At 60.7% G+C, this 18,915-nt stretch carries 18 protein-coding genes; 7 read left to right on the forward strand and 11 right to left on the reverse strand.

Annotation, left to right across the window (positions count from 1 at the left end; genetic code table 11):
* The first annotated feature begins 255 nt into the window (after positions 1 to 255).
* Both AB4N64_RS28415 and AB4N64_RS28420 read left to right on the forward strand, forming a co-directional pair.
* On the forward strand, positions 256 to 576 hold the full coding sequence (locus tag AB4N64_RS28415) for a hypothetical protein (protein ID WP_460120580.1): 321 nt from the start codon (positions 256 to 258) through the stop codon (positions 574 to 576).
* 107 nt (positions 577 to 683) lie between these two features.
* Positions 684 to 1,445, forward strand: a complete 762-nt coding sequence (locus AB4N64_RS28420; protein ID WP_460120582.1) for a YdcF family protein — start codon at positions 684 to 686, stop codon at positions 1,443 to 1,445.
* Positions 1,446 to 1,483: 38 nt separating this feature from the next.
* On the opposite strand, the gene lnt is transcribed toward AB4N64_RS28420, so the two are convergent.
* From lnt to miaB, 5 genes are all read right to left on the reverse strand, one after another.
* Positions 1,484 to 3,007: an apolipoprotein N-acyltransferase gene (lnt, locus tag AB4N64_RS28425; RefSeq protein WP_460120584.1), complete on the reverse strand. Its 1,524-nt coding sequence runs from the start codon at positions 3,005 to 3,007 to the stop codon at positions 1,484 to 1,486.
* Between the two features lie 14 nt (positions 3,008 to 3,021).
* Positions 3,022 to 3,861: an HlyC/CorC family transporter gene (locus tag AB4N64_RS28430; RefSeq protein WP_460120586.1), complete on the reverse strand. Its 840-nt coding sequence runs from the start codon at positions 3,859 to 3,861 to the stop codon at positions 3,022 to 3,024.
* A gap of 5 nt (positions 3,862 to 3,866) precedes the next feature.
* Positions 3,867 to 4,355 carry an rRNA maturation RNase YbeY gene (ybeY, locus tag AB4N64_RS28435; RefSeq protein ID WP_460120587.1) on the reverse strand — a complete coding sequence of 163 codons (489 nt, stop codon included), beginning with the start codon at positions 4,353 to 4,355 and terminating at the stop codon, positions 3,867 to 3,869.
* Positions 4,348 to 5,355, reverse strand: coding sequence for a PhoH family protein (locus tag AB4N64_RS28440; RefSeq protein ID WP_460120589.1), 1,008 nt, complete (start codon positions 5,353 to 5,355; stop codon positions 4,348 to 4,350). The genes ybeY and AB4N64_RS28440 overlap by 8 nt, the downstream gene beginning before the upstream one ends.
* Before the next feature lie 192 nt (positions 5,356 to 5,547).
* Positions 5,548 to 6,876 (reverse strand): tRNA (N6-isopentenyl adenosine(37)-C2)-methylthiotransferase MiaB, encoded by a 1,329-nt coding sequence (gene miaB, locus AB4N64_RS28445; protein WP_460120591.1) that lies wholly within the window; start codon positions 6,874 to 6,876, stop codon positions 5,548 to 5,550.
* 133 nt (positions 6,877 to 7,009) lie between these two features.
* Between miaB and AB4N64_RS28450 the strand changes: the two genes are divergently transcribed.
* On the forward strand, positions 7,010 to 7,339 hold the full coding sequence (locus AB4N64_RS28450) for a DUF1820 family protein (RefSeq protein ID WP_047736335.1): 330 nt from the start codon (positions 7,010 to 7,012) through the stop codon (positions 7,337 to 7,339).
* A 139-nt stretch (positions 7,340 to 7,478) separates the two neighbouring features.
* Here AB4N64_RS28450 and AB4N64_RS28455 read toward each other — a convergent pair whose 3' ends face one another.
* The 4 genes from AB4N64_RS28455 to AB4N64_RS28470 form a co-directional block, all read right to left on the reverse strand.
* Positions 7,479 to 8,033, reverse strand: a complete 555-nt coding sequence (locus AB4N64_RS28455; protein ID WP_460120594.1) for a tetratricopeptide repeat protein — start codon at positions 8,031 to 8,033, stop codon at positions 7,479 to 7,481.
* A gap of 226 nt (positions 8,034 to 8,259) precedes the next feature.
* Positions 8,260 to 9,543: a glutamate-1-semialdehyde 2,1-aminomutase gene (gene hemL, locus AB4N64_RS28460; protein WP_460120596.1), complete on the reverse strand. Its 1,284-nt coding sequence runs from the start codon at positions 9,541 to 9,543 to the stop codon at positions 8,260 to 8,262.
* A gap of 16 nt (positions 9,544 to 9,559) precedes the next feature.
* Positions 9,560 to 10,183 carry a thiamine phosphate synthase gene (gene thiE / locus AB4N64_RS28465; protein ID WP_460120598.1) on the reverse strand — a complete coding sequence of 208 codons (624 nt, stop codon included), beginning with the start codon at positions 10,181 to 10,183 and terminating at the stop codon, positions 9,560 to 9,562.
* Positions 10,184 to 10,201: 18 nt separating this feature from the next.
* Complete coding sequence (locus AB4N64_RS28470; protein ID WP_460120600.1) at positions 10,202 to 10,999, reverse strand: hydroxymethylpyrimidine/phosphomethylpyrimidine kinase; 798 nt, start codon at positions 10,997 to 10,999, stop codon at positions 10,202 to 10,204.
* 305 nt (positions 11,000 to 11,304) lie between these two features.
* On the opposite strand from AB4N64_RS28470, the gene AB4N64_RS28475 reads away from it, so the two are divergent.
* The 4 genes from AB4N64_RS28475 to AB4N64_RS28490 all read left to right on the forward strand — a co-directional run bounded on the left by AB4N64_RS28475 (position 11,305) and on the right by AB4N64_RS28490 (position 17,774).
* Positions 11,305 to 13,686 carry a 7TM diverse intracellular signaling domain-containing protein gene (locus AB4N64_RS28475; RefSeq protein ID WP_460120602.1) on the forward strand — a complete coding sequence of 794 codons (2,382 nt, stop codon included), beginning with the start codon at positions 11,305 to 11,307 and terminating at the stop codon, positions 13,684 to 13,686.
* Between the two features lie 72 nt (positions 13,687 to 13,758).
* Positions 13,759 to 15,408, forward strand: coding sequence for an acyl-CoA dehydrogenase family protein (locus AB4N64_RS28480; RefSeq protein WP_460120604.1), 1,650 nt, complete (start codon positions 13,759 to 13,761; stop codon positions 15,406 to 15,408).
* A 162-nt stretch (positions 15,409 to 15,570) separates the two neighbouring features.
* Positions 15,571 to 17,070 (forward strand): AMP nucleosidase, encoded by a 1,500-nt coding sequence (gene amn, locus AB4N64_RS28485; RefSeq protein ID WP_460120606.1) that lies wholly within the window; start codon positions 15,571 to 15,573, stop codon positions 17,068 to 17,070.
* Positions 17,071 to 17,138: 68 nt separating this feature from the next.
* Positions 17,139 to 17,774 (forward strand): pseudouridine synthase, encoded by a 636-nt coding sequence (locus tag AB4N64_RS28490; protein ID WP_460120608.1) that lies wholly within the window; start codon positions 17,139 to 17,141, stop codon positions 17,772 to 17,774.
* Here AB4N64_RS28490 and AB4N64_RS28495 read toward each other — a convergent pair.
* Positions 17,769 to 17,978, reverse strand: coding sequence for a DUF2788 domain-containing protein (locus tag AB4N64_RS28495; protein ID WP_016773053.1), 210 nt, complete (start codon positions 17,976 to 17,978; stop codon positions 17,769 to 17,771). The genes AB4N64_RS28490 and AB4N64_RS28495 overlap by 6 nt on opposite strands.
* A gap of 345 nt (positions 17,979 to 18,323) precedes the next feature.
* Entirely contained in the window at positions 18,324 to 18,803 is a 480-nt protein-coding gene (locus AB4N64_RS28500; protein WP_150744035.1) for an Lrp/AsnC family transcriptional regulator, read from the reverse strand.
* Positions 18,804 to 18,915: the final 112 nt, after the last annotated feature.

Below are 18,915 nucleotides of genomic sequence, written 5' to 3' on the forward strand. Positions count from 1 at the left end.
TGGCCTAATCCTCTTCAATGCAACGCTGGACGCTGATCACGCCAAATCGGCGTTTCGCTGTCCAGGCGAGCTGGAAGTGGAGTTACAGGAAGCGCCGTAGCATACATGACCGCACTCTACCGAGGGAAACGCTGATTGCGGCCGCGCGTCCTGCAAAAAACGCTGCGAGGTCCGTTGGTCGCGGCATTCAGCCGGTTTGCCCATCGAAGCTAAGCTCTAAATGGGGAGTGAGTCTTATCTTCAATGAGGTGAGGGATGGTTGAGTTACAGCAAAAAGCGACAAAACCCGAGCTTTACGAAAAATTGATCGATCGTCTGGGAATCGCCCTCGACGCCGCAAAAACGGCTGGTCGGCTGCGCGATGAGCGTCCCCTGGAGCTGGAACTGCGTGGCCTGAGCCCCGCAGAGTTTGCATTGGTCAAGGCTTATCTGGATCGCAGTGAACGTGAAACACACGGATGCCTGTCAGAAGCAGTGAAGCAACTCGACGCACCACGTTCGGCCAAGATCATCTGGCTCAAGGGCAAGGCACCTGACAGGGACGCGGTAAAGGTCCGGTCTCTGCAGTTCAAGTGAGGGCACTTGAAGTCATGACGCAGGTTTTTTTAAAGCCTGATCCTTGCGCATCTGTTGTCGCATTGCGCCAACCCACTTAGGCTTCGGGCATCTTATGGAGATGCTCGATGCCTTTTCGATATTTCATCAAACAACTTCTGCTGCCCCCCGGCATCTTGTTGCTATTGCTTGCGCTCGCCTGGTGGTTTCGTCGTTCCAGGCCACGCTTGGCCGGTGCGTGCTTCGCGCTCGGTCTGGGTGGGTTGTGGTTGATGAGCCTGCCGGTGGTGGTGCAATGGAGCGCCGGTGCCCTTGAGCGCATCCCGCCGCTGGCTCGCGATGAATGGGCAACGCTCGGGCAGCATGCCGACGCCATTGTGGTGCTGGGGTCGGGGCGTGAACGTGGCGACCCCGCCTGGGGGGCTGACCAGCCAACCGGTGTGGGCCTCGAGCGAGAGCGTTATGCCGCGAGGCTGGCCAAGGCTTCGGGCTTGCCAGTACTGACCACGGGTGGGTTGCATTACGGCACGCCACCTTCGGAAGCCAGGTTGATGGCGGACTCCCTGCGAGACGACTTCGGCGTCACCGTGCGCTGGCAGGAAGAGCGCAGCCGCACCACCTGGGAAAACGCGCAGTTCAGCGCCGAGGTGTTGCTGCCACAGGGAATCAAGCGCGTGGTGGTCGTAACTCACGCCTGGCACATGCCGCGCTCGGTCTGGAGCTTCGAGCGCGCGGGGTTTGAAGTGGTGCCGGCACCGGTGGGTTTTCTGGGCGTTGACAATGCCCGCCCTTTGGGCGGCTGGATGCCGGAGCTCAAGTCGATCTGGCAGAGCGGGCAGTTGATGAACGAAGCGGTGGGGCAGGTCGGGTATTCGTTGTTTTATCGCTGAAGCTGGATCGTTCCCCGAGGGGAACGATCGTCGCAGCCCTAGACCGTCTTGGCCATCCGGCTCACCACTAGCGCCCAACCAAACAGCAGCACACAGACAATGATCAGCGGCCACGAACGCCATTGCAGGTAGGGCGTGAGGTTGTGCATTGGCACCACTTCGCCGTACAGGACACCGCGTTCGAACTGCGGGATCTGCTCGGTAATCTGGCCGAACGGGTTGATCAGTCCGGTCACGCCGTTGTTGGTGGCACGGATCATCCAGCGGCCCGCCTCGAGCGCGCGCATCTGCGCCATCTGCAAGTGTTGCAACGGCCCGATGGAAGTGCCGAACCAGGTGTCGTTGCTGATGGTCAGCAACAGATCACTGCGGGCGGCCAGGCCGGCGGCGAACTCTGGATAAACCACTTCGTAGCAGATGAACGGTGCAATCTGGTAGCCCTTGGCCTGGAGCATGGCCTGATCGGCGGGGCCACGGGCGAAGTCCGACATTGGCAGGTCGAAAAATGCGATCAGCCCACGCAGCACATCCTGTAGTGGTACGTATTCGCCGAACGGCACCAGCTTCTGCTTGAGGTAGGTGCCATCGCCTTCGCCCACCACGGTGATGCCGTTGAAGAAACGCTTCTGGTGATGGACTTCCTGGCGAATCGGGACACCGGTGATCAGCGCGCTCTTACGCTCGGCGGCGAAATTTCCCATCATGCTCAGGTAGCCCTCGGCGGACTCCTTGAGCACCGGCACCGCCGTTTCCGGCCAGATCAGCAGGTCGACCGGCTTGGAGCGAAAGCTCATGTCGCGGTACAGCGCCAATTGCGAGTTGAGCTGTGCCGGGTCCCATTTCATGCTTTGTTCGATATTGCCCTGGATCGCGGCCACGGTCAGCGGCGCCCCCGATGGGCTGGTCCAGGCATGGTGCTTGAGCGCGATGCCGGCTATCCAAGGACCGATCAACAGCAACGCTCCCGCTACCACGAAGCCCTTGCGACCATTGCTGATCAGTCGTGGCGCGTTCACGATCAGGGCAGCCGTCAGCGCCAGGGTGAAAGACACCAGCCACATGCCACCCACGGGGGCAAGGCCAGCCAACGGGCCGTCAAGTTGGCTGTAACCGGAATACAGCCATGGGAAACCGGTGAGGAACCAGCCGCGAAACGCTTCCTGGCCGACCCACAAGGCGGCAAATGCCATGGCATCGGCCAGAGGCGCCTCGTTGCGGCGCAGCCAGCGTGCCCAGACCCACGCAGGCAGGGCGAAGAACCAGGCAATCGCAGCGGTGAACAGCAGCATCAGGAACCCGGCCAGCAACACCGAGGCACCGCCGAAGTTGTGAATGCTGTAATAGATCCAACTGGTGCCGGCGCCAAACAGGCCGAAACCGAAGCACCAGCCTCGGCCCAGTGCCTGGCGGGGGCTCAATTCACGCAGGCCCACGTAAAAGAGGCCGACCGCCAGCAATGCCAGTGGCCAGATATCGAACGGGGCCAGGGCCAGGGTGGTGATTGCACCGGCCGCCACGGCCAGCAGGTTACCGGGCCAGCCGGGGCGGGTCATACGACGCATTTCAATCCTTGGATTCAGCGAGCGATAGGGGTCAGGCGTAGCAAATGAATCCGACGGCTGTCGGCGTTCAGGATGCGGAAGCGGTAAGGACCGATTTCGGTGATTTCATTGCGTTTGGGCAAATGTCCGAATGCGCTCATCACCAGGCCACCGACGGTATCGAATTCATCGTTGGAAAACTCGCTGTCGAAGAACTCGTTGAAGTTCTCGATCGGCGTCAGCGCCTTGACCAGGAAGTCACCGCTGGGCAGGGGCTTGATGTAGCTGTCCTCTTCAACGTCATGCTCGTCTTCGATGTCGCCGACGATCTGTTCCAGCACGTCTTCGATGGTCACCAGACCCGCCACACCGCCGTATTCGTCGATGACGATGGCCATGTGGTTATGGTTGGCGCGGAATTCGCGCAGCAGTACGTTCAGGCGCTTGGACTCGGGCACGAAAGTGGCCGGGCGCAGCAGGTCCTTGATGTTGAAGCTGTCGCCGTTTTCCTTGAGGATCAACGGCAGCAAGTCCTTGGCCAGCAGCACGCCCATCACATCATCGTGGCTTTCGCCGATGACCGGATAGCGCGAGTGGGCGGAGTCGACCACGGCGGGCAGGAACTCGCGGGGTGTCTGGGTCGCCTTGATGCTGACCATCTGCGAGCGGGGAACCATGATGTCCCTGACTTGCAGGTCTGCAACCTGGATGGCGCCTTCGACGATGGCCAGCGCTTCGCTGTCCAGCAACTTGTTTTGGTGCGCGTCGCGCAGCAGCTCCAGCAGCTCCTGGCGGTTTTTCGGCTCGTGGGCAAAAGCCTGGGTGAGCTTACCCAGCCAAGACTTCTGCCCGTTGCTCGATCGATCTTCGCTCATAGCGATTACTCTGAATCCTTGGTTGTTACGATAGTGGATGTTTCGTCGTCCGCGTACGGATCGGGGTAGCCCAACTCTGCAAGCAAGGTACGTTCCAGTGCTTCCATTTCTTCGGCTTCGTCGTCATCTATATGGTCATAACCGAGCAGATGCAAGCAGCCGTGGATCACCAGATGTGCCCAATGGGCCTTGAGTTCCTTGCCTTGTTCGGCGGCTTCACGCTCAACCACTGCCACGCAGATCACCAGATCGCCCAGCAAGGGGATATCGAGAAACTCGTCGGGCACATCGGCAGGAAACGACAGGACGTTGGTGGCATAGTCCTTTTGCCGCCAGGTGTTATTGAGTTCACGACCCTCGGGTTCATCGACCAGGCGAATGGTCATCTCCGAGTCGGCGGTCCGCAGGCGCAGGGCCAGTTCGCACCATTGGCGGAACTCGGCTTCGGCGGGGGCGCACGCTTGGGTCGCGATTTGCAGGTCAAGCTCAAGCATCGCGACGGCTATCCTTGGCGGCTGCATCTTCGGCTGCGCGGGTTTCGAAGCGCTCATAGGCTTCGACAATGCGCTGAACCAGCGGATGGCGCACGACGTCCTTGGGCTGGAAGTGCGTAAAGCTGATGCCCGGCACGTCCTTGAGCACTTCGATCACGTGGTGCAGCCCGGATTTGGTGCCGCGTGGCAAATCGACCTGGGTGATGTCACCGGTGATGACTGCGGTCGAGCCGAACCCGATCCGGGTCAGGAACATCTTCATCTGCTCGACGGTGGTGTTCTGGCTTTCGTCGAGGATGATGAAGCTGTTGTTCAGCGTACGGCCGCGCATGTAGGCCAGCGGCGCAACTTCGATCACCTGGCGCTCGATCAGCTTGGCCACGTATTCGAAACCGAGCATTTCATAGAGTGCATCGTAGAGCGGGCGAAGGTACGGGTCGATTTTCTGCGACAGGTCGCCCGGCAGGAAGCCCAGCTTCTCACCGGCTTCAACCGCCGGACGAACCAGCAGGATGCGACGCACCTGTTCGCGTTCCAGCGCGTCTACCGCACAGGCAACGGCCAGATAGGTCTTGCCGGTACCGGCTGGGCCGATGCCGAAATTGATATCGTTGCCGAGGATTTCCTTCACGTAGCGCAGCTGATTCAAGCCGCGTGGGCGAATCATGCCTTTCTTGGTGCGCAGGGCCACGGAAGGTTCGGATGCAGACACGTTGTCCAGCTGTTCGACGGCCGATTCCTGCAGGAACAGGTGAACCATGTCCGGAGACAGGTCGGTCCCCTTGGTTTCACGATACAGGCGGCGCAGGAGGTTTTCCGCGGAGGTGGTGTGCTTGGGGTCGCCGATCAGCTCGAACTGATTGCCGCGGTTGCGGATCTCGATGCTCAGGCGCTGTTCGATCAAGCGCAGGTGCTCGTCGAATTGCCCGCACAGATTGGCGAAGCGGCGAGCCTCAAAGGGCTCGAGAATAAAACGATGTGGTTCTATGGGTGCGTTCAAGGTCGTATTTAGCCGCCCTGGGGCAATTAAGTTGAAATCAAGGATAACGCCAGCGGCGCGGGTGCGAAAGCTCAAAAAAGTAAGGTCGCCACTAACACTGTAGGAGCGGGCTTGCCCGCGATTGCGGTGTGTCATTCAGAGATTTGCCATCTGACACCCCGCAATGGCGGGCAAGCCCGCTCCTACAGGCCGTTATTGGATCAGCGAACCCCGCAATGAGTGCGGTTGTGCGGCATCGATGTGCACGTCGGCGAACTGTCCGATCAGGGTTGGATTGTCGCAGCGAAAGTTGACGATACGATTATTTTCGGTCCGGCCTTGCAGCTCGCCGGGGTCTTTTTTCGAGTAATCGGTCACCAGGATGCGCTGGACAGAGCCGACCATTTGTCGGCTGATCTCGAAACCCTGCTGGTTCAGGCGATGTTGCAGGGCGTTCAGGCGTTCCTTTTTCAGTTCTTCCGGGGTCTCGTCTGCCAGATCGGCCGCCGGCGTACCCGGACGCTGGCTGTAGACGAATGAATAGGAGAAGTCGAAACCGACGTCTTCGATCAGTTTCATGGTCTGTTCGAAGTCTTTCTCTGTTTCCCCCGGGAAACCCACAATGAAGTCCGAGCTGATGCAAATGCCCGGCACGGCGGCGCGCAGCTTGCGCAGCTTGGACTTGTATTCCAGCGCCGTGTGATTGCGTTTCATCGCGGCCAGGATCCGGTCCGAGCCCGATTGCACCGGCAGGTGCAGGTGCTTCACCAGTTCCGGCACTTCGGCGTGGGCCTGGATCAGGCTGTCGGAAAACTCCAGCGGATGGGAAGTGGTGTAGCGAATGCGGTCGATGCCATCGACAGCGGCCACCACGCGAATCAGTTCTGCCAGGTCCGCCAGACGCCCGTCGTGGGTGGTTCCGCGATAACCGTTGACGTTCTGGCCCAGCAAGGTCACTTCACGCACACCGTTTTCGGCCAGGTGAATGATTTCGGCGATCACGTCATCGAACGGCCGGCTGACTTCCTCGCCACGGGTGTAGGGCACCACGCAGAACGTACAGTACTTGCTGCAACCTTCCATGACCGACACGTAGGCACTCGGGCCATCGATGCGTGGTTCGGGCAGGTGGTCGAATTTTTCGATTTCCGGGAACGACACGTCGACTTGCGGCAGTTTACTGATGCGAGCGGCGTCGATCATTTCCGGCAGGCGGTGCAAGGTCTGTGGGCCGAACACCACGTCTACGTAGGGAGCACGGTCGCGGATCGCGGCGCCTTCCTGGCTGGCCACGCAACCGCCGACAGCGATGACCATATCTGGATTGGCCAGTTTCAGTTCGCGCCAGCGGCCGAGCTGGGAATACACCCGATCCTGGGCGCGTTCGCGGATCGAACAGGTGTTAAGCAGAATCACGTCGGCATCTTCGGCGCGAGCGGTGACTTCCAGGGCCTGGTGTTCACCCAGCAGATCGACCATGCGCGAGCTGTCGTACTCGTTCATCTGGCAACCGTGGGTTTCGATGTAAAGCTTCTTGGCCATGGATACAGTCATCACGTGATTCAGAGAACCGCGCATTATAGGGAACAAGCCCCCAGGTTCCTACCGCTGTGCGTCCGGTGGCTATGCTATAGTTTGCGCCCTCATTTTATCCCCGATGTGTTCCTCGCCCGCCATGACCAAACGTGAAGCTCCAATCTACAAGGTGATTTTCCTCAACCAGGGCCAGGTGTTCGAAATGTACGCCAAGCAGATCTATCAGAGTGATCTGTGGGGGTTCCTGGAAGTGGAAGAGTTCGTCTTTGGCGAGCGCACGCAGGTGGTGGTCGACCCGAGCGAAGAGAAACTCAAGGCACAGTTCGAAGGTGTCGTGCGCAGCTTTGTACCGATGCATTCGATTGTGCGCATCGATGAAGTCGAGCGCCTGGGTACGCCGAAAATCAGCGAAGCGCGCGCAGGCGTTGGCAATGTGATGCCGTTTCCGATGCCGATGCCTGAAAAGTAGGCTTAAGACCGAGTCGCGCCTATCGCGACGGTTCGACGCCTCGACAAGCCCGCTCCCACAGGATCAACACCGTTGTGAGATCGGTGAAACCTGTGGGAGCGGGCTTGCCCGCGATGGGGCCGGGAAGGTCGGTACTGAATCAGGGCAACGGCGAAAAAGGCGTACGCCCATCGGCGCTCTGCAGTTCCATCAGGTATTTGCGGAAAATCTGCCCCAGCACCTGGGTGGCGATTTCCAGTTCTTCGCGGGGCATCTTCTCGGCGACTTCGTCAGCGGTGTCCAGCGCATCTTCGGCGCCATTGACCGCGGCCATTTTCAGCACGATGTAGGCCTGGATGTTGTTGGCCTGTACGCCTTCGCCGTGGAAGAACATGGTGCCGAGTTTGAACTGTGCCTGGGCGTGGCCTTGCAGGGAGGCCTTTTCGAAGTAGCTCAGGGCTTTGTCGAGGTCACGCGGGGTGTTTTTACCCGCGTAGTAAAACTCGCCCAGTTCGTATTGCGCCTGCGCATCGCCTTCATCCGAGGCTTTCTGGCAGGCAGCGAGCGCCTGTTCCAGATCTTGCGGCTGGGTATTGAGGGTGCAGCGACCCATCGCTGGGATCAACAACGAGTTACCGCCTGCTTGTGCGAGCGCGAGCAGGGGTTGAAGGAGCAACAGGCAGCCCAGTGCGAGGATGCGGCCGGTGCGGTTCATGGGAATCGACTTACCTCTGAAGGGCACGCGGACCCGTCGAGGGGATCCAATAAGCGCGCATTATGAAATAAGCAGGGCCATCCTTACAAAGTCTTTACTCGTTTTTCTGCTGCGCGGGGAATATATCTCCCGGTTTACGGGGGATTATCGACAGATCGGTAGGAAAATACGCGTGCGTGTAGGTGAAAGCTGACGCTGGCGATCGCCAACGTCAGCCTTGCAGCACTTATTTCAACGCGGCAAATGCACGCTCCGCGGCATCCAGGGTCAGTTTCAGCTCGGCTTCGCCGTGGGCGATCGAAGTGAAGCCGGCTTCGAACGCGCTAGGTGCCAGGTACACGCCACCGTCAAGCATCAGGTGGAAGAAGCGCTTGAACAGGTTGGCATCGCTGGCCATCACGTCATCGAATGTCACGATGTCGTCGGCACCGCTGAAGTACAGGCCGAACATGCCACCGGCCTGGGTGGTCACGAACGGAATGCCGGCAGCATCGGCGCGTTGTTGGAGGCCGTCGAGCAGGCGGCTGGTGTAGTCGCTCAGCTCGTCATGGAAGCCCGGGCGGCTGATCAGGCGCAGGGTGGTCAGGCCGGCAGCCATCGCCAGTGGGTTACCCGACAGGGTGCCTGCCTGGTAGACCGGCCCCAGTGGCGCGATGTGCGACATGATTTCGCGTTTACCGCCGAAGCAGCCGACCGGCATGCCGCCACCGATGATCTTGCCGAAGGTGCTCAGGTCCGGGGTGACGCCGTAGTGCGCCTGGGCGCCGCCGAGCGCAACACGGAAACCGGTCATCACTTCGTCGAAGATCAGCACCACGCCGTGCTTGTCGCACAGGCTGCGCAGGCCTTCCAGGAAACCGGGTGCCGGAGGCACGCAGTTCATGTTGCCGGCCACGGGCTCGACAATGATGCACGCCACGTCCTGGCCGACTTCGGCGAGCATTGCTTGCACGGCGTCGATGTCGTTGAACGGCAGGGTCAGGGTGTGTTTGGCGAACGCCGCAGGGACGCCAGCCGAGCTCGGTACACCCTGGGTCAGCAGACCGGAACCAGCCTTGACCAGCAGGCTGTCGGAATGCCCGTGGTAGCAGCCTTCGAACTTGATGATGCTGTCGCGACCGGTGAATCCACGGGCCAGGCGAATCGCACTCATGGTGGCTTCGGTGCCGGAGCTGACCATGCGCACCATTTCCATCGACGGCACGATCGAGCAGACCAGATCCGCCATCTCGGTTTCCATTGCGGTCGGGGCGCCGTAGGACAGGCCGTGTTCCAACTGCTTGCGTACCGCGTCCAGCACGTCCGGGTGGCTGTGGCCGAGAATCATCGGGCCCCAGGAACCGACGTAGTCGACATAGCGTTTGTCGTCTTCGTCGGTGACGTACGCACCTTCTGCATGCTTGAAGAACAGCGGTGTGCCGCCCACGCTCTTGAAGGCACGGACAGGCGAGTTCACGCCACCGGGAATGTGTTTCTGGGCATTGGCAAACAACGTTTCGGAACGAGACATGATCGGGCTCTCAATATCAGACTTTCAGTAATTCGTTGAAGGCGCGGGCGCGGCGAGTCACTTCGGCGGTGTTCTGCGCGCCAAACAGGCCGTGGACCACCGCCAGCAGGTCGACTCCGTGCGCCACCAGTGGCGCAGCGTTATCCAGAGTGATGCCGCCGATCGCACAGATCGGCAGGTGCAGCTGGCGTCGGGCCTGGTCAAGCAGTTCGAGGCTGCAGCTCGGCGCGCCGGGTTTGGTGGTGGAATTGAAGAAGCGACCAAAGGCGACATAGCTGGCGCCTTCCCTGGCCGCCTGTTCGGCCAGTTCGAGCTGTGCATGGCAGGTCGAGCCGATGATCGCTTTGGAACCGAGCAGGGCGCGGGTCGGAGACAGAGGACCGTCGGTCTGGCCCAGGTGCACGCCGACATTCAGGCGAGCAGCCAGCTCGGCATCGTCGTTGATGATGAGTTGGGTCTTGTAGCGCTCGCACAAATCACGCAACTTTTCGGCCTCACGCAGGCGACGGGCCTGGTCATCGCTCTTGTCGCGGTATTGCAGCAGGGTGACGCCGCCTTCAAGCGCCGCCTCCACGTACGAGAGGAATTTGCCGGCCAGTAACTGGCTGTCGGTAATCGCGTAAAGGCCGCGTAGTTTCATCGGACAAGCCCCATGGTGTTACGAGCAGAAATCCAGTGGCAGGCGACGCGGGACGAACTGGCCTTTGCCCAGTTGCTCGGCGTCGCGCAGGGTGCGCCACGTGTAGTTAAGTGCAGTCTGCACGGCGCTGGCGAGGTTTTCGCCCTGGGCCAGACGGCCGGCGAGGGCGCTGGCCAGGGTGCAGCCCGAGCCGTGATAACTGCCGGGCAGGCGCTGGCAGATGAAGGTTTCGCGGTGACCGTCGCGGCTGTACAGGCGGTTGTGGATTTCGCTCTCTTCGCCATGCCCGCCGGTGATCAGCAGGTGTTTGACGAAAGGCAGGAGTTTTTCCGCGCACTCGTCGGCGCTGCCCTCGGGCAGTTCGGCCAGGATGCGCGCTTCGGGCAGGTTGGGCGTGGCGATGATCGACAGGGGCAACAGACGTTCGCGCATGGCGTAACCGACCTCATCCTTGCCCAGTCGCCCGCCGCCGCCGGCACGCAACACCGGGTCGCAGACCATCGGCAGGTGCGGGTGCGCCTGGAGCAGTTCGACCACGGTGTCGACCATTTCCAGGGAACCGAGCATGCCCAGCTTGACCGCCGCGACTTCGGAGTCGTTGAGTACGGCATTGGCCTGGGCCAATACCCACTCACGATCGAGGACGCGGAAGTCAGTGACGTTGACCGTGTCTTGCACGGTCAGGGCGGTGACGGCCGGAGCCGCATGGCAACCCTGTGCGAGCAGGGCTTCGATATCTGCCTGCAAGCCGGCGCCACCACTGGGATCATGGCCGGAGAGACAAAGGACAACGGGGCGAGAGCTGTAGATATTCATGGTGCGCGAGCTTACCACCAGTCGTCCGGTGAGTCATGGTAGCGACCGCACCTGAGCCTACAGGAATGCGCCTGACAGCCGATGCACTGACACGAGTTGACCGTTTAAACAGTTCTGGCTCTCTGCGTGGCTCTGGAATGCCCGTACTAGAGCCTTTTCAGGAAATGTTTCAATGGTGTTCAATGGCCATCAACGGCTATGCTAGAGTGGATCCAAATCAATAACAGGTCACGCCGGTTTTACGTCTGCTCAAAGGGAATGAGGGGCTTTTTGAGATTAACCGGACAAGCCATGCTGGGGCTTCAATGCGCTATTTGCTGATGTTGCTGTTCTGCTTGCCCCTTATGGCCAGTGCAGTCGAATTCGATGAGTTCACTCAGAGCCTGCCCCTGGGTCAAACCCTGCAAGTCTTCGAAGATGCGGGTGGCCAGGCGACCATCGACGATATTCGTGCACAAGCCGCCAACGGACATTTCAAGCCCCACCACAAGGCTACCCTGAACGCCGGATACTCGCGTTCGGTGTTCTGGCTGAAAATCGACCTGCACTACCGCCCGACCAACCCTGGTGCCCAGCGCACCTGGTTGCTGGAGCTGGCTTATCCACCGCTTGACCGTCTTGACCTGTATGCACCCGACGCTGGCGGTGCCTATCGGCTGGTGCGTCAGACGGGCGATGCCTTGCCCTTCGACAGTCGTGAAATCCGCCAGAACAACTACCTGTTTGAGCTGAGCTTCAAGGCCGATCAGGCACAAACCGTGTACCTGCGCCTGCAAAGCGAAGGCTCGATCCAGGCGCCAGTCACCTTGTGGTCGAGCACCGCGTTTCTCGAGGAGCAGCCGGTTCGTCTCTATGTACTGGGCCTGATCTATGGTGTCTTGTTGGGCATGCTGGTCTACAACCTCTTCATCTACCTCAGCGTGCGCGACACCAGTTACCTCTATTACATTTTCTACATCGCTTCGTTTGGCCTGTATCAGCTGTCGGTGAACGGCGCGGCCGTCCAGTATTTCTGGCCGAACAATCCCTGGTGGGCCAACGCTGCCACACCGTTCTTCATCGGTTGCTCCGGGCTGTTCGGCAGCCAGTTCGCACGCAGCTTCCTGCAAACCGCCAACCTCAACCGCTGGCTGGATCGCTTGTTGATGGCGCTGATTGCGTTTGGCGCGTTGGTAGTCGGGTTGTCGCTGATGACCAGTTACGCCCTGGCCCTGCGCCTGGCCACCGCGTTGGCGCTGAGCTTCACCGTGGTGATTTTCGCAGCGGGAATTTTTTCATGGTGGCGCGGCCTGCGGGTGGCCCGCTACTTCATCATCGCCTGGTCGGCGTTCCTGCTGGGCGGCATCGTCAACACGCTGATGGTGCTGGGTTATCTGCCCAACGTGTTCCTGACCATGTACTCCAGCCAGATCGGCTCGGCCATCGAAGTGGCGCTGTTGTCCCTGGCGCTGGCGGACCGCATCAACGCCATGCGCGAACAGCAGGCGCAGACCTTGCTCGACGCCGGGCAAAAACTTGAAGTGCTCAACCAGCAGCTGGCGCACAGCAACAAGCTCAAGGACGAGTTCCTTGCCACGCTGACCCATGAGCTGCGTACGCCGATGAATGGTGTGATCGGTTCGCTGGAGTTGATGCAAACGGTCGACATGGACCCTGAGCTTGAGCAATACCAGCAAACCGCCGCCGGTTCGGCGCGGGACATGATGCGCATGGTCAATGGCATTCTCACCCTGACCGAACTCCAGGCGGGCAAGCTCAAGGCCAATGAATCGACGTTCAGCCTGCGCAGCGTGATCGATGCCTTGCGCCTGCAGTTCGAAGGCAACGCGTCGGGCAAGTCGCTGGACTTCAAGGTCGATGTCGCGCCGGGCCTGCCGGACCGGGTGCAAGGTGACAGCAGCAAGCTGGCGCAATGCCTGGAATGCCTGTTGGACAACGCGATCAAGTTCACCCGTGTCGGCGGCGTGGCGCTCAGGGTCACGGGCAAACCCGTGGCGTCGGGACGGCTGGCGTTGTCTTTTGCAGTGATCGACACCGGCATCGGCTTTACGGATCTGGGCGAAGCCACGTTGTACCAGCGCTTCTTCCAGCTCGACGGCTCAATGACCCGTGAGCATGGTGGCCTGGGTGTCGGCTTGGCGATCTGCCGGCAACTGGTGGAGTTGCTCGGTGGCCAGTTGACTCACCGATCCGAACCGGGGCGCGGCAGTCGCTTCCAGCTCGACGTCGAATTCGGGGTGCCGGTGATGGCGTGTGTTGCGACGCCAGCGACTCGGGATCTGCCTCACTTGCGCTTGCCGCAGGACTGCACCGTGCTGTTGGTGGATGAAAACGATATTAACCAGTTACTGATGCGCGGCATGTTGCTCAAGCTCGGCTTTCGCGTGCGTACGGCTGACGACGGCGTCGCCGCGCTGGATTTCCTTCAGCGCGAAACGTTCGACGCCGTTTTGCTCGACAGTGAGTTGCCGCAGATGAACGGTGTGTCGCTGTGCTGCCAGATACATGCGTTGCCCGGTTGCGAGCAGGTGCCTGTGTTCATGATGGTCCTCAACGGCGACCGCGAGCGGTGCGTGACGGGTGACTTGATCGAGGCGCTGAGCAAACCGGTGAAATTCGAAGACCTGCAGGCAGCGATGTACCGGCGCGTGCTGTGCCCGCAACAGGGTGAAAGCGCCGACAGTTAGGCGGATATGCCACTTTGTTCGGCTTCGGGGCAGTGCTTAACTGAACCTTCTGGCTGACCGAGGAGCCCCTTCATGAACCTGCATCAGTTCGCTGAAACCCACGAAGTGACCAACCAGCCGCCGTCGCTGGACGGCACCAACCTGTATCGCATTGATCTGCCTTTGCAGGAGTGGTCGCGGCGGTTCGGCGCTGACTGGGCCCAATCACGAATCGATGCCTACGGTGCGCTGGCCGGCGGTCCGCTGATGGAAGCGGGGTTCCTGGCCAATCAAAACAAGCCCGTGTTCGTCAGCCATGACCGTTTTGGTCATCGTATCGATCTGGTGGAGTTTCACCCGGCTTATCATGAGCTGATGCGCACGGCGATCGAGCACGGCCTGACCTCCTTGCCGTGGGCGCACCCGCAGTCCGGGGCCCATGTCGCCCGCGCCGCCATGACCTACCTGCACAGCCAGGCTGAAGCTGGCAGCGGTTGCCCGCTGACCATGACCTTCGCCAGTGTGCCGGCGTTGCGCTTGCAACCCGATTTGGCTGAACAGTGGCTGCCGAAAGTCCTCGCCACCGAATATGACCCGCGCAACGTCGGCATGGCGCACAAGGCGGGTGTCACCATCGGCATGGCCATGACCGAGAAGCAGGGGGGCACCGACGTGCGGGCCAATACCACCAAAGCCTATCCGGTAGGTGCCAGCGGCCCGGGCCAGGCGTACGAACTGGTCGGCCACAAGTGGTTTTGCTCGGCACCGATGTGTGACGCCTTCCTGACCCTGGCCCAGACCGAAAAGGGGCTGACCTGTTTCCTGTTGCCGCGCCACCGTCCGGATGACTCGCGCAATCAGTTCTACATCCAGCGTTTGAAAAACAAACTTGGCAATTGCTCCAACGCTTCCAGCGAAGTCGAGTTCCGTGGGGCGTTGGCGTGGATGGTCGGCGAGGAGGGGCGCGGCGTACCCACGATCATCGAAATGGTCGCCATGACCCGCTTCGATTGCATGGTGGGCTCAAGTGCGCTGATGAGACAGGCATTGACCCAGGCAAGCCACCACTGTGCCCACCGTCAGGTCGGTGGCAAAACCCTGAACGAGCAACCGTTGATGCAGAACGTGCTTGCCGATCTTGCCCTTGAAAGCGAGGCGGCCCTGGCGTTGAGCCTGCGCATGGGCAAGGCGCTGGATCACCTGAACCATACGCACGAAGCAAAATTCGCCCGTCTGGTGACGGCGGTGGGCAAGTACTGGATCTGCAAGCGGGCGCCGGCGATGATCAATGAAGCGGCGGAATGCATGGGCGGTGCCGGCTATGTCGAAGACAGCATCCTGCCGCGACTTTACCGCGAAGCACCGGTCAATTCGACGTGGGAAGGTTCTGGTAACGTGCAATGCCTGGACGTGCTGCGGGCGCTTTCCAAGGAGCCGGGTGTGCTGGACGTGCTGTTCAGCGAGTTGGGTGACGGCCACGGCGACAAGCGCCTGGCCGCGCATATCAGCCAGTTGCACGCGGCGTTCAAGGACACCAGCGACATCCAGTACCGCGCACGCCAATTGACCGAAGACATCGCCCTGGGCTTGCAGGCCAAATTGTTGCTCGAGGCGGGCAATGCGTCGGTGAGTGATGCGTTCATTGCCAGTCGCCTGGATGACGGGGCGGGTCGCGTGTATGGCGCGCTGCCACGGGGGTTGGATGTCGAGGCGATCGTGGCGCGGGCGACTCCGCCTCTCTAAGCCGCACAGATAACCCCTGTAGGAGCGAGCTTGCTCGCGATAGCGGTGTGTCTGATCCACCGCAATCGCGAGCAAGCTCGCTCCTACAGGGGGGCTGTGTGGCTCATGGAATGAGGCACATCCGACACGCCACTGTTTCCGTCGGACCACGATGCAGGCAAGATGAAAGCCTGCAAGTCAGAACACAGGATGCTGATCGTGACCGAAGCTTTTGTTGTCGTCCAAACTGCCGAGCAAGCCGTGGATCGGCTTGCCTTCTTGCACAATCGTGCAACCACCGCATTGAACCAGGCGCTGTTGCGTTACCTCAAGGACCGTGTCGAGCCGGACGCTGAACAGCGAGCGATGTTTCGTTATCCAGAGCTGCGTCTGACCTACCACTGCCAGGGCGAGGTCCCGCAAACCACGCGGGCCTACGCCAAGGTTCAGTTACCGGGCACCTATAGCGTCACCGTTACCCATCCGGCCGCTTTCCGCAAATACCTGCTGGAACAGCTGGTGCCGTTGATGCACGACTTCACCGTGACCGTGGAAGTCGGCGTCAGCCAGCAGAACATTCCGTATCCGTACGTGGTTGAGCAGGGCGATGAGTTGGCCGGTTCCGGCGTGACTGCCGCGGTGCTGGCGCGAGTATTCCCCAGTACCGACCTGTCGGCCGCCACCGACGGCATTGCCGATGGCCTGTACGATTGGGAAAACACTGATCCGTTGCCGCTGGCACTGTTCGATGCCGCGCGGGTGGACTTCTCCCTGCGCCGCCTGGTGCACTACACAGGCAGCGACTGGCGTCATGTACAGCCGTGGATTCTGCTGACCAACTATCACCGATATGTGGACCAGTTCATCGTGCATGGCCTGGAACAGTTGCGCAGCGACCCGCGCTTCGTGCGCATGGTATTACCGGGCAACGTGATCATCGAAAAGAGCATGGATCATGGCGAAGCCTCGGCCATTGCCGCGGGCGTGGTCTGGCACCGCTACCAGATGCCGGCTTATCACCTGATCGCCAGCGACGGACATGGCGTGACCCTGGTCAACATAGGCGTCGGCCCGTCCAACGCAAAAAACATCACCGACCACCTGGCGGTATTGCGGCCGCATTGCTGGCTGATGATCGGCCACTGTGGCGGCCTGCGTCAGTCGCAAACCATCGGTGATTACGTCCTGGCCCACGCCTACATGCGTCGTGACGGGATTCTGGACCGGGTGGTTCCGCCGAACATTCCGATTCCGGCGCTGGCCGAGGTGCAACTGGCCTTGCAGCAAGCGGCTGCCAATGTCACGGGCGAGAAGGGCGATGAGCTGAAAAAACGCCTGCGCACTGGCACCGTCCTGACCTACGACGATCGTAACTGGGAATTGCGCTGGGCCCAGGAACGGCCGCTGATCAATCTCTCCCGCGCCGTGGCGGTGGACATGGAAAGCGGCACCATCGCCGCCCAGGGGTATCGCCTGCGGGTGCCTTACGGCACGTTGCTCTGTGTCTCGGACAAGCCGCTGCACAGCGAAATCAAGCTGCCGGGCTCGGCCAACGCGTTTTACCAGCGTGCGGTCAGCCAGCACTTGCAGATCGGGATCGAGGCGGTGGACCTGCTGCGCACCGAGCTGAACTCGTTGCACTCGCGCAAACTGCGCAGCTTCGACGAGCCGCCGTTCCGCTGACAGTCATGGTCATTTGTCGGTCAGGGCACTAGCATTGGCAGCCCTGACCGTCAGATGTTCCTTTGCTCATGTCCCGTCCTCAACGTCCTGCGTCCCGCCGCCCCGGCGCGAATGTCCCGTCATCCGGCCCGCGTCGCGTCGCCAAGGCACCACCGGCCGAGCCGAAACTCGTCCTGTTCAACAAACCTTTCGATGTGCTGACGCAATTCAGCGACGGTGAAGGGCGGGCGACGCTCAAGGATTTCATCGCCATTCCAGGGATCTACCCGGCCGGGCGGCTGGACCGCGACAGTGAAGGGCTGCTGCTGTTGACCAACGATGGCCAGTTGCAGGCGCGGATCGCCGACCCGAAACACAAACTGGCCAAGACCTATTGGGTGCAAGTCGAGGGCGAACCGAGTGCCGAGCAGTTGCAGCGTCTGCGTGAGGGCGTGGAACTGAACGACGGCATGACCCTGCCCGCCGAGGCGCGGCAATTGGATGACCCGCAGCTATGGCCGCGCGACCCTCCAGTGCGTTTTCGCAAAAGCGTGCCCACCAGTTGGCTGGAGTTGGTCATTCGCGAGGGTCGTAACCGCCAGGTGCGGCGCATGACGGCGGCCGTCGGCTTGCCGACGCTACGGCTGGTGCGGGTCAGGATCGGTGATTGGTCGATCGAAGGGCTCGATCAGGGCCAGTGGAAGGAAGTGCCGGCGCGCTTATAAAGCGCCGGATTCGATCAGGCCGATCACCACGCTTTTGATGATGAACGCCGCGACGCCCAGGCCCAGCACGAAGAACAGGATGAACGAGCCGAAGCGCCCGGCCTTGGATTTTTTCGCCAGATCCCAGACGATGAAACCCATGAAAATGATCAGGATGCTGACAAGTCCAGTCATCATCCACTCTTCGAACAGTGCAGGATCCATCAAACATCTCCAGCGCGGGTGAGGCTAAAAAGGCGGGGACGAGTATACGCCATGCGCGATTGGCGCAGCATGGACCTGCGTCGGTGTGTCGCATGCGCGTCCGTGACCGCCGCAATCCCTGTAGGAGCGGACTTGTCCCGGGCGGCGTTCCGACGATGGTCGTCAACGATAACGCTGGCTGTCTGAATGCCAGCGGTGTCTGGACCACCATCGCAGACAGTCGCCGCAACTTCTGTAGGAGCGGACTCGTCCGCGATGGTCGTCAACGATAACGCTGGCTGTCTGAATGCCAGCGGTGTCTGAGCCACCATCGCGGACAAGTCCGCTCCTACAGGGGGTGTGTTGTCAGCTGCGCAGATGGGTCAGCGGCAATTCGGTGCTGTTGAGCACTTGGTTGAGCACGAAACTGGAGCGCACGCTGGTCACCCCGTCGATGCGGGTCAGGTGGCCCAGCAAGAGTTTCTGATAGTGATCCATGTCGGGCACCACCACCTTAAGCTGATAGTCGGCGTCCATACCGGTCACCAGGCTGCATTCCAGCACCTGTGGCAAGGTGCGAATCGCCGCTTCGAAGTTCTCGAAACGTTCCGGCGTGTGCCGGTCCATGCCGATCAGCACGTAGGCGGTCAGGCTCAGGCCGAGCATCTTGCGGTCCAGCAGCGCCACCTGGCGGGAGATGTAGCCGTCATCCTCCAGTTGTTTGACCCGGCGCGAACAGGGCGAGGGCGACAGGCCGATGCGTTCGGCCAGCTCCTGGTTGGAAATACGCGCGTCGCGCTGCAATTCCGCCAAAATGCTCAGGTCGTATCGGTCGAGTTTGCTCATCAATCAGGCCTTTGTTCTATCAATTGCGGCAGATTATCTATCCAGGGTTAAAAATTGCGCAAGTCATGTTTGTTTGAGCAATCTTCGCAATCTTTTGTCGAGGCCGCTGGCC

This window comes from Pseudomonas sp. S2_C03, from assembly GCF_054668405.1.